We start from the raw sequence: 11,735 nt of genomic DNA on the forward strand, positions 1-11,735 counted from the left end.
ATCCGTTATTTGTTTTTTCCAGGTGCAGGATATTTCTTTGAAGCATCATCAAGTACCAGTATCCAATCTACCATCTCTCCCAGATCAGGAGAGATAAATGTCTTTTCTCCTTTATTGGGATAAGTGCCGGCATGAGTGGCTTTTCCTGTTCTGGGATTGTACCACCAGGCTTTTATTTTACTGCCACTCAATACGTTCATACGTACCGTGAATTCTCGTCCGACTGGCGCATATACCATAGCGTATGAACATTCCTGATCACAAGTTGCGACAAAACGATACCGACCTTCCCCAGGCATAGATGTCGGGACTTTTCCTGTAACAAGAAGCTTATCTGTTGCAGGTATGCGTGAAAAGAATGGTCGGGATTCTATAAGCAAGCGTCCGTAAACCATTTGTTCTGATCCTTGTTGGTGAATTGCATCATACCAAGGTAGTAACGGATTATTGATTGGTTTGAATTGCTCAGGATTGTACATTTGCCAAACTGAATGATGCCCGTATGTATGTCCGAAAGCCCCGTTGAATAAATCCCAATATAGAGCGCGGCGGATATCCGATGCAATGGAATGTCCTCTCCGGTTGGCCTGAAAAGCAATGGGATGATCTTCATACAGCGGTTCGCCGTCTATAATGGGCTTAACCGGAGTTCTATTATAGTCTTCTGCAGTTTTTGAATAGCTTGTATACTCTACTTCGTGTCCGTTTTGACGCATATTAAAATCCAACCAGTTTTCTGTGTGAAAAAATTGGGCGGAACCATGCCCTCCTGTAGGATGAAATGTTCGGAGATGGATTCCTTCATCTCCTTTTCTAAGTCCTTCAGCCATAGCACGTATTACTTCTTTTTGATTTTCATTATCTGGATTCCGGTCTCCTCCCAGAATCCAGATAATTTGTGCATTTTTATAACGTCTCCCTAAAAATTCTCCGTAACTTCTCGCATTCTGTTTATTGAAAACAGGAGTACCATCATGCCAGTATCTTCCCCATGTGGGAAGGAAGCCGATGTATAGATTTAACTCGTTCGCTTTTTTTACAACGTAGTCCACATGATCCCAATAATCATTGCCAAAACCTTCTTTTATTAAAGGTTTGGAGGGATCATTATTTTCAAAAGGTAAAAAGCCGTATGCGTTCGGTTCATTGATTCCGTTCAGTTCGGCCAAAGCGACAGCTTGGATAACAGTGAATCCTTTTCGTGCCCGGTCTTCAAGGTATAAGTCTACCTCTTCTTTATCTAAGCGGTGGAATAATTCCCAAGCAGTGTCACCTAAATAGAAAAAAGGTGTACCGTCGTTATATTGTAAGAAGCGTTTGTTTTCAGAAATTACAAGTCGGCTTTTCATAAACTCTTTTTGTTTTTTTGAAAATTTACTTATTTGGGCTTCTATACATCCAACAGATAGAATCAATGCTCCCAATATTAGAATTCGTTTTCTATTTTTCATATATGTGCTGATTTAAATGATATGAAACAATATAAGTTTGTTACTGTATGGATTGATTGTAATATACCGGAAGATCGAATACGCTTAACCCTTCTACTGTAAATTCATTTTGTAACTCTCTGTGTTCGTTTGCATCCACAAGTTGCAAGGTGTAAGTTTCTCCTTTTTTTCTATTGTTTATCTTCTGTAGTCCTAATACGATCCATTCTTTCAGAATCAGTTCTTTTCCGGCTGGTAATTGAGGGTTTTCTGACTCTATGATTCGTATATGTCTTGTCGTCAAACAACGTGAATATCCTTGTTCTTTGATTTGTTCTACACTGGGTTCCGCGCTATTTTCTAGGATTAATACTTTTAATCTGGTACTTTTTTCCGGCAGCAGCGTCGACAGAGTCTTTTTTGAAGATTTGTACCTATCTTTCATTTGTTTTGGCGAAAAAGCGTATGCATATATATGTACTTCTTGTATTTCTCCGTACCAACGACGCTCTCCACTCCACTCATCTCCAAAAATAAAAGGTAGGTTTTCCCAATTATTTAGATTGCCCGTTAAGCTTGTACTTTGCATTATTTCTCCATTTAAACACCAAAGAAGCATACCGGGGGTATATGAAATAATTAAATGGTAAGGCATATTTTCTTCTACTTTACCAAGCTCGATTTCATTATTTGTTCCGTTTATTCCATTTTGCGGGGTACGGAAACGTAATATGAGTTTATCTCCTTCTTGTCCAATTGTCCAGTTTCTAGAGCTCCAGTCTTTTGAAGAGGAGGCTATTCGTGCCGGTCCACTTACTTTGTTTGAAAAAGAAACAAATTGTAATTCCAGAGTTATCTGATTCTGTTTTTTTGCAGAAACAGTCATGGCATCTAATGTTTCTTGGTCGTTCGTTTGGAAAGATCCGCCGGCCAGACGCATGCGTCCATTTTTTCCCAAATGCGCTAAACCGTACGGAACCAGACGGCAAGACCGTAAAAACTCTCCCTTTGAATTTATAATTCGACTATCAGCTGCATCATTTATCCATGTAAAAATTTCTCCTTTTTTATTTATAGGAAGTTTGTCAAACATTTCTTTAGAAATACCTTTGTATGTATTGGCAGGGGCTGAGGTAAAACCTTGGGTCATTAATTTTTCATGACGTTTACGATTTAATTTTGCGGCTTTGTGCGAAGCCCGGTCGTCGTAAACATGAATGTCTATAAATCCGGCCATGTCACTGATTTTTACGGCTTTTTCAGTGTCGAAGCGGAAATCTGTAGCATATAATGTACATAGCCAAGATTCTCTCCCTTTGTTTATTATTGTATTATCTCCTTCTGTACGGGTAACGAACCAGTTCATGTCGTTGGATGAGCCATAATGGTACAATCCGCCGGCTCCGGCTTCTCCTCTGGCGCTTCCATCGGAACGCACGGCATGTCGGTTTGCGTGGTAAACCCATTTGCTATCGGCAGACACATGGGGATGGCAACCTGCTGTCATTAAAATGCTTTTCCCTTTGTTTGGCCCTTCAAACCAATATGTATAAACTGCTCCACTTTTCCGATAAGCAGCAAATTGACCATTTGGGGCTGTAAAAATAAATCCTTCATATCCTTCTTCTGGAATGTTTCCGACTATCTGTTGTGGTTCTGTTATTTCTCCTTTATCATTGATCTTTATTTTACAAACACACGTTTTTTCATGTACAGAAAAGTATAGTGTTTTTTCCTTTTTATCAGTAGAATCCTCTCCCCATGAAGGGAAATAACCATGGGCAATCCGTATGGGTTCTACCGGTAAATCGCCATCTACCCTTGCAATATAAATATCCCAATTACCGAAATCAGCGTAATTATTTCCTCCGCTACCTGCGTCTTTTCCTGATAAACTACGTGCGAATGCAACCCATTTACCATCAAATGATATTTGGCTTGTTATATCACCTCCATAAGGTCCTTTTTTTGTAATGAGGCGTTCTGTTGCATGAATTTCATCGAATGTCATACCGGGAGCTATTTCCGCACGGCATAATTCTCTGTTATAATTTTCTCCTCTACTATAAGTTACGAAGCCATGAGGCAGTGTTATGTCTTCGATTGTTTGAGCGACACATCCCCAAATGAAAAAAAATGGAGAAAAAAGAATTGCGATTAATCTTTTCATGATATTTTATTTAAATTTTATGTTTTTCATTTTAAAGGGACAGTTGGATTCCAGCTGTTGGCTTCTGTAAATTCGCGTGCGGTGAAACACCATACAAAAACTTTTTTCTGTTTCAAAAAATCTTTATCTTGTTTACTTCGGCGGTACACATTAATGCGTGCTGGTGTTGCTCCCGAACCCCGGACCCCAATAACATCTATCGGCATTTTTAATTGAACAGCCAAATGGGATGCAATGCCTGCATTTTGAGCGAATAAGTCCCCCCCTATGTCAAAAACAAGAGTGTGGCTATCTCCCAAAAGCAAAACTGGGCTTGTTTTGTCTTTTGTATCATTCCCTGATACTATATATACGAGTCGGTTTTCATTGGCAGGCATGTTTTGTGCTATTTTATACAAGTCGCCGATTATAGTAATATTACCGGAGCTAACAGTGTATTGTTTATTTCCTTTTAATTTGATATGTTCGGCTATTTTCCCGGCAACAAACATACATCCTTCTCCTGATAAATGGGAGTCTCCCAAACAGAATAAAGGTTCTTGGAATTGATTGCGTCCTTTTATCAAATCATCTGTCAAATCAAGAACTTCTACTCCTTTTGTTCGTAATAATTGATAAAAATCCTGTAATGTTCTATCGTAGCGTTTCACTTCAAGATTTTCTCCGGCCAGTTTGTCGGGATAAATAACTGCTTTGGGAGGAATTGGAACAAATAACAAATCAATGTTTTCTTTTTTCAGAACTTCCTGATAGGCCAGTATAGTTTTCAAAGGGTCCCTTTGTTCCGGGTTTTGGGCTTGGGAAACTTGTTGGGCTTTTTCTCCCCAAAATACTCCTGCACTCAAATGTCGTAATTCACTTTTCAAGAAACACCAATGTTCTTTCCCGTTTACAACAGTGGTAGTGCTTTGGGCTCCTTTTCTGCAGATTGATTCAAATGTTGTGCTTTGAGCATGTGTGTTACATATGCTCATTAAGAATAAGCACAAAGTACATCCCAATAGAAATTTTACTGTTTTCATATAGATTTATTTTATTGAATAGCGATTATTATTTATTGGATCATTGCAGAATTTTCAATACCGGGTAATCTTTGCCCAAAAGAACGGACAGAAATAGTCTGCAATTATATATTTATATTTTGTACATGGCTTATTTATTTGACTTTAACCAATGTACCCCAAAGAGGTACTTCCAATAACAAGTCCGGATTATCCAATTCGTTTCTATTGTAAGCTCCTTCTATTGTTTCGTGTAATTCCCAGCTCTCCAGTTGTATAACGATGACATCTCCGCTTTTTAAAGAGGCGGCAGGAGTGAGCTTTCGTCCTTTCATTGCTTGCATGTAAACAAATGCTTCTTTTCCCAGCAGCTGTTTTTTCTGGTCTGTGAGATTAGTTAAATGCAATGCTATAACATGATCTTCATATATAACCTTGTCTGGCTGCGGAGCTGCGGAATGTTCCGCAACTGTTGCTTCTACAAGGATTGTTTCATTTCCTGTAAGAGTTAAGAAAGAAGAGGTTTGTACAGGTTCGACGGTAGCCATGTCTAAAAGTGTCCAATTCCCTTGTGTGAGTTCACGCATGGCAAACTCCCATATTACGACTTTTTTACCCGCCAACCGGTCCCGTCCTCCTTTTTGCTCTGCCTCTAATATTTTCCGAGTTGCAATACTAGCTTCGTCATTGCGGCGAATGACGTCTATCGGTTGCTGTAAAAAATAAGATAGATGCTCTGCTAATCCTGCAACTTTGCCCCAACCCATACCTTCCAGTGAATATATGTTGCTGAAACTGTCTCCTAAAAACAATATATCTGCATTTTTAGATGGTTGCCAGAACTCACCATTACTATTAAGAATGGAATGAACGGTAACTTTCTCGGGCGGAAAAGATGAAAAAGTTTTTTTTAATTCCAACATTGTATATATATCTCCGTTCTGTATAATATCAGCTGTTTTTTTCTGATAAGGATAAGTCCCTTTTTCTATGGAAACCGTATTTGTTAGAAAGTCGGAGAGGGCCTCTGCTGTTTTTTCCATAGCTTCGGGAGTCCAGTGGGTATCAGTTTTAAGGAAAATATCCTTACCGCTTTTTTTCATTGAGTGAAGAATTGTAGTCGGATCAAAAATAGAGACACCTTCTTCTTTCAACTCTGTGATGAACCGGGTATATCCTTGATTTTGCAAGATTTCTGATTGCGAGTATGTAGTGTTTAATTTTTCCGGATATAAAACTGGTTTCACAGGTATGGGCATGATAACCAGTTCGATTCCCTGATTTTTAAGTTGACGGGAGAAGTCGATAATGCATTCCGACGGACTAATCGTATTTCCTTGGAAAAGGTTGTTTTGGATTGGAATATTACCGTTTGTAAGATAGAAAATATCTTTGTCATAAAACATCCAACCGTCTTTAGCGATAATGGCTTTTTCATTTCCTGTATGAAATATTTCAGTTAAAACAGATTGGAATAATACGGAACTATAATTTTGTAAAAAAGAAATGTCTTCCATTTTATCTTCCCATTCGGATTTAAAACGAATACAATAGTTGTTGTAACTTAATAATTTATTTAAGAAAGATGAAGTCTTTTCGATTTCTTGACTTGGCAAGAAGTTGAAATATTCCTTTTTAAAAGGAGAATTCCAAAATAATTGAATGAATGGAACTCCTGCCAAAACAATAATAAAAGACCATACGGCTATACGAGCCAAAGGCAAACTCATTTTTGTATCGTTAATCTCTTCATTCGCTTCGATCTCTCTACTCAATGTGTATTTTTCTCTTTTCATAAATATTATAGGATATTAGAATATAAAGTAGATAAACGGATTGTACGATTGGGCCATTAGAGCTATGACAGCTAAAATGAACAATAACAATAAGCAGGACCATTTCAGTTTGCCCATCACACGAGTCCATTCCCAGGCAGAAGGAGCAATGGCCACAATGAATCCGGCAAGAATGAAACAGAATATATGAAATGGGGTCGAAATCATAACACTCACCAAGGCCGCTGAAGGATTATCAATACCAATTCCGAATAATGAACCGATATAGGTTATAGCACTGTTCAGGGTTGGCGCACGAAAGAAAACCCATGCTATTAATACGATTAAATATGTGTATGTCCAGTAAAGCCACCCCAAAGTTTTACTTCGGTTTTTAAGACCGATATATCGTTCCACGGCTAAAGCAATACCATGAATCGCTCCCCATATCACAAAGTTCCAAGATGAACCGTGCCATAATCCGCCCAATAACATGACTAACATCAAATTTATGTACGTACGGCTTGCTCCTTTTCTGTTCCCACCTAATGGGATATACAAATAATCGCGTAACCAAGACGAAAGGGATATGTGCCAACGTTTCCAAAATTCCGTGATTGACAATGAACGATAAGGATAATCAAAATTCTTAGGAAAAACGAAACCCAGCATCAATCCCAATCCTATTGCCATATTTGAATAGCCGGCAAAGTCGAATAATATTTGAAATGAATATGCAATTATCCCGATCCACGCATCCAACAGTGTTCGGCCGGGAGTGTCGAATGCCAAATCCGCCATTTTTCCACAAGGATTGGCTAATAATACTTTTTGCCCCATTCCCAAAATAAAGAATGCAATGCCTCGCGCAAATTTTTCATATGAATAAATTCGCGAAGTTAATTGGTCTGCGACTTCTTGGTAGCGTATAATCGGTCCTGCTACCAATTGGGGAAACATAGATACATAACAAGCAAAATTTATAAAAGATGTAGTCCCTTTAGCATCACCACGGTACACATCTATTGCGTAGCTCATGGATTGAAACGTATAAAAACTTATCCCTAAAGGTAAGATGATATGTAAAGAAGGTAATAAAAAAGAGTCGGAAGTGAAAATCATTTGCATCATCATATTCCAGTTCTCAATGCCGAAATTACCGTATTTAAAAAATGCCAATAATGAAAGATTGGCTAGTATGGAGCATGTAAGAGCTGCCTTTTGCTGATAAGTACGTTTTCCTCCTCTTTCTAATAATGGAATATTATCTTTTGAAATATGTGGATACCCGATTAAAACAAGTCCGCAAATATAATCTATACAGGTTGACAGGAATAGCAGTACTACAAATAATGGATTTGTCCAGCCGTAAAAAATGTAGCTGAATAGTGTCAATATCCATGCCCTTGATTTACCTTTTACTAAATAGTAGACTGAAAGTGCAATAGGTAAAAAACAAAACAAGAAAATATAACTGCTGAATACCATGCTCTTATTTTATTAAAATTTTAGTTTTTCTTTTTACAAACTTCCTCGATCCATTAGTCGCCATTTATTGGCGATTCTTACCGTTTTTTTATCACGTATCAAAGATGCCGCCAATCGGCCCATTTCTTCAAAATCAGTACTTAGAGTAGTAATTCCGCCGACCAGAACTTCTTTCAGAGGTGTATCATCCAAACTCATTATGCCGATTTCTTCTCTGATTTTCAAACTTTTAGCGTAGATGCTTTTTATAATGGCAGCTAAGTCTCTCTCCGAAACAGCCAAATAACAGTGTCCTTTTTGTATTTGCTCCGTGTCAAAATTTGGTTCTACAAATACCGGTACCCGAAATTCTCCCGAGAATCGGTAAGCTCCGGCAAAAAAACTGCTCGGCATGTACTGAAACTTGTCATTGTAAATAATATGTAATGCTTCATATTTGCGAAGTTTATCAACGATGCTTTTTAAACCTTCATATGAATCGGATATAAAATTTTGATATACCGCAGCACAATTCCGTGAATATCCATCAGGATATGCATCGAGCAACAACAATGAGCTTGCTGGTATTTTATCCAAGGTTGCTGATACGTCACAATCAAAGTGTGGCATTAGTACGTAATGATTATATTTGCCTTTTGCATTTGTTACCATCGTATCAAAAAGTCTCGGATTATAATAATGGAAAGCTATGTCTAACTCATACCCCTCTCCTAGATTGTCAACCAAAGAGCGATATAAGGTTTCCTTATATTGATTCATTGCATCAAATAGAATAAACACACGGCAAGAGTCCATTGTACGGCATCGATTAACAAAAAAGCCTTTTCCAGGAATGGATACTATGATGCCTTTTTTTTGTAAAATTTTATAAGTTGTTATGATGCTGTCACGAGATATTCCATACGTTTTGCTTGCTTTATTTACGGAAAGTAACTTTTCTCCAACCTGTAATTGTTTAGTATGTATGGCCTCTATTATATGTTCGACCAATTGGTTGTATATTGTTTCCTGAGAATGAGTATTTAATATGAATTTCATGTTTTAATTGTTGTTTTGTATGGTCTGTTATGTTTATCTGTTATGTACTGTTATGGTACAAATATAGTATATAGATCAATATGGATATTTGGAATAACATAAATTAACCAATATAGAGCTGTAGCCTTTGTTTTTGTGGATGAGAGTTCATTTTTCTATTGAGCTTTGGGGCAACGTTTTATATATGGGTGGTGTAAAGTACTATATAATCACTTTTGCTTAGTTTTATCTGGCAGGTTTCCTGACTTACCCTGTTAGAAGCGACTTCCTCATCCGATTTATGGACAGTGGTATGAAGAATTTACACATATATAGGGCACAGTACATGACAAAAAATATATAGTATAAAACTATCAGTTAAAAAATAACGAAGAAACCTCTTATCCATTTCCTGTGTATCAAACAGATAGTACTTTCCCCCTGTCTCGGCAAATTGACAAGATGTTCTCCATTTCGGTGTTTCACTATCGGATTGATATGTTAAAAAGGGTTACATGTGCGGATAATTCATTTTACCCGCCATACTAATCCCATTTAGTTGCCTTACTAATGACATTTTGATAGTCAGGAAAACTGACTTCCGGGACTTTCCGTCTACGTCCTTACAGAAACTTTTAAATATGTTTTTGTTTCATAAACGACAAGGGGAAAAGGGACCTGGTGGTCATTGTTTCGCTGGACAAAGAGCCGAATGCCCTGGAACTATACAGGGAAAGATGGCAGATTGAAGCGATGTTCTGGGGGTTAAAGACCAGTGGCTTCAACCTTGAGGATACCCACCTGAGAGACATCGAGAGGGTTGAAAAATTACTGGCCATCGTCATGATTGCTTTTACATGGGCATATATCATAGGCATTTACTGCAATAAACATTTTATTCCTATCAGAATCCTTAAGCACGGAAGAATGGCTAAATCTTTTTTCAAATACGGACTTGAGTTCATCGCTACAGCACTTATGAATCCAAACTGGGATAAGCTATTTTACATCGCTTTGAAAATTTTGTCGGGTACTGTGAGGGGGATATTATCAACTATAATTTTAACGTATTCTTAATCCTGTTTAACGCAACAACTTCTTTCTTCAGCGTGTTTCATTAGCAATTCTTATTCAACGCCAAAAATATGATATATGGAATGGTTTGTTAATTTACTCCGGCATTATCCGGAATTGGCTATTTTTCTTACGCTGGCTTTCGGGTTCTGGATTGGTAAGTTCAAGATAAAAAAGTTTACATTGGGGACAGTCACCAGCGTATTGTTGGTCGGTGTAGTGGTTGGACAATTACACATAGAAATCGGGGCACCGTTGAAATCCGTTTTTTTCCTGCTGTTCTTGTTTGCGGTGGGATATAGTGTTGGTCCGCAGTTTTTCCGTGGGTTGAAAAAAGAGGGGTTGCCACAAGTTTTATTTGCAGTTGTGATGTGCTTGTTTTGTTTGTTTATTCCGTTTTTGCTGGCAAAGTTAATGGGATATCGGGCGGGTGAAGCTGCTGGTTTACTGGCTGGTTCGCAAACCATTTCAGCGGTATTAGGGGTGGCGGAAGATACCATTAATCAGTTGGGAATAGCCGATACGGATAAGACCGCGATGATTAACGTCATGCCTGTAGCCTATGCTGTCACCTATATCTTTGGTACGGCAGGTTCAGCTTGGGTGATGAGTGATATTGCTCCCCGTCTGTTGGGTGGCATTGAATCTGTAAAAAAAGCTTGTCGTGAGTTGGAAGCTAAGATGGGGACGGATGATGAAAGTGAGCAACCCGGTTTTATGCCGGCTGCCCGTCCGATTACTTTTCGCGCTTACAAAATATCAAATGATTGGTTCGGTGCAGGTAAAACGGTCAAGGAATTGGAAGATTATTTATTACAGCAAGGTCGTCGTTTGTTTGTGGAACGTGTCCGTATCAATAGTGTTATCCGCGATGCTACTCCGGAACAAATGCTGATGAGAGGTAATGAAGTAGTGTTGAGTGGTCGTCGTGAGTTTGTAATTGGTGAAGAAAATTGGATTGGCGATGAAGTGAACGATATCGATTTGCTGGATTTTCCGGCCGAAACACTTCCAGTTCTGATTTCACGTAAGAAAATAGCAGGTATGACTGTAGATAAACTTCGTCGCCTTCCTGTGATGCACGGTGTCAGTATTAAAAGTATCAAACGTACCGGCATTAATATTCCTGTTTTGGTAGCCACTCATCTCGATCCGGGCGATATGCTGGAATTGGTCGGTACAAAGCTGGAAGTAAATGCGGCAGCTCTTGAACTGGGGTATGCTGATAGGCCGACTAATCAGACTGATATGATATTTGTGGGATTCGGTATTTTCATAGGAGGAATAATCGGTTCGCTGGCTATTCATTTCGGAGGAGTTCCAATTAGTTTGAGTACAAGTGGAGGAGCACTGATTGCCGGACTGGTATTCGGATGGCTACGTTCGAAACATCCGACGTTCGGTCGTATTCCGGAACCCTCTCTTTGGGTATTAAATAATGTAGGATTAAATATGTTTATTGCTGTTGTCGGGATAACAGCCGGACCCAGTTTTGTGACCGGATTGAAAGAAGTTGGGATAAGTCTGTTTTTTATCGGGGCATTAGCTACGACTATCCCGTTGATAGTCGGGGTTTTGCTGGGACGATATGTTTTTAAGTTCCATCCGGCCATCATTCTTGGTTGTACTTCCGGAGCACGTACGACTACTGCTGCTCTTGGAGCCGTTGAAGATGCTGTAGAAAGTCAGACTCCGGCTTTGGGATATACGATTACTTATGCAGTCGGCAATACGCTTTTGATTATTTGGGGGGTTGTGATTGTTTTATTGATGTAGAAAT

At 38.7% G+C, this 11,735-nt stretch carries 8 protein-coding genes; 2 read left to right on the forward strand and 6 right to left on the reverse strand.

The features are described from left to right. Positions 1-5: 5 nt before the first annotated feature. The 6 genes from DW103_RS00280 to DW103_RS00305 all read right to left on the reverse strand — a co-directional run bounded on the left by DW103_RS00280 (position 6) and on the right by DW103_RS00305 (position 8,902). Positions 6-1,349 carry a glycoside hydrolase family 140 protein gene (locus DW103_RS00280; protein WP_122273941.1) on the reverse strand — a complete coding sequence of 448 codons (1,344 nt, stop codon included), beginning with the start codon at positions 1,347-1,349 and terminating at the stop codon, positions 6-8. 142 nt (positions 1,350-1,491) lie between these two features. Further along, a complete protein-coding gene (locus DW103_RS00285; protein WP_122273672.1) occupies positions 1,492-3,600 on the reverse strand; it encodes a LamG-like jellyroll fold domain-containing protein in 2,109 nt (702 codons plus the stop codon). 26 nt (positions 3,601-3,626) lie between these two features. Beyond that, positions 3,627-4,622 carry a hypothetical protein gene (locus DW103_RS00290; protein ID WP_122273673.1) on the reverse strand — a complete coding sequence of 332 codons (996 nt, stop codon included), beginning with the start codon at positions 4,620-4,622 and terminating at the stop codon, positions 3,627-3,629. Between the two features lie 134 nt (positions 4,623-4,756). Then, the gene (locus DW103_RS00295) at positions 4,757-6,397 is read right to left on the reverse strand and encodes a hypothetical protein (protein WP_122273674.1); all 1,641 of its coding nucleotides are present in this window, start codon (positions 6,395-6,397) and stop codon (positions 4,757-4,759) included. A 15-nt stretch (positions 6,398-6,412) separates the two neighbouring features. Beyond that, positions 6,413-7,864 carry an MBOAT family protein gene (locus DW103_RS00300; protein WP_122273675.1) on the reverse strand — a complete coding sequence of 484 codons (1,452 nt, stop codon included), beginning with the start codon at positions 7,862-7,864 and terminating at the stop codon, positions 6,413-6,415. 33 nt (positions 7,865-7,897) lie between these two features. Beyond that, on the reverse strand, positions 7,898-8,902 hold the full coding sequence (locus tag DW103_RS00305; protein ID WP_122273676.1) for a GntR family transcriptional regulator: 1,005 nt from the start codon (positions 8,900-8,902) through the stop codon (positions 7,898-7,900). A 660-nt stretch (positions 8,903-9,562) separates the two neighbouring features. Here DW103_RS00305 and DW103_RS00310 point away from each other — a divergent pair. After that, entirely contained in the window at positions 9,563-9,958 is a 396-nt protein-coding gene (locus DW103_RS00310) for a transposase (RefSeq protein WP_122273677.1), read from the forward strand. A 75-nt stretch (positions 9,959-10,033) separates the two neighbouring features. Next, a complete protein-coding gene (gene aspT / locus DW103_RS00315; RefSeq protein WP_122273678.1) occupies positions 10,034-11,731 on the forward strand; it encodes an aspartate-alanine antiporter in 1,698 nt (565 codons plus the stop codon). Positions 11,732-11,735 lie beyond the last annotated feature (4 nt).

It is taken from the genome of Parabacteroides sp. AM08-6 (assembly GCF_003473295.1).
In the GTDB taxonomy this organism is placed as follows: domain Bacteria; phylum Bacteroidota; class Bacteroidia; order Bacteroidales; family Tannerellaceae; genus Parabacteroides.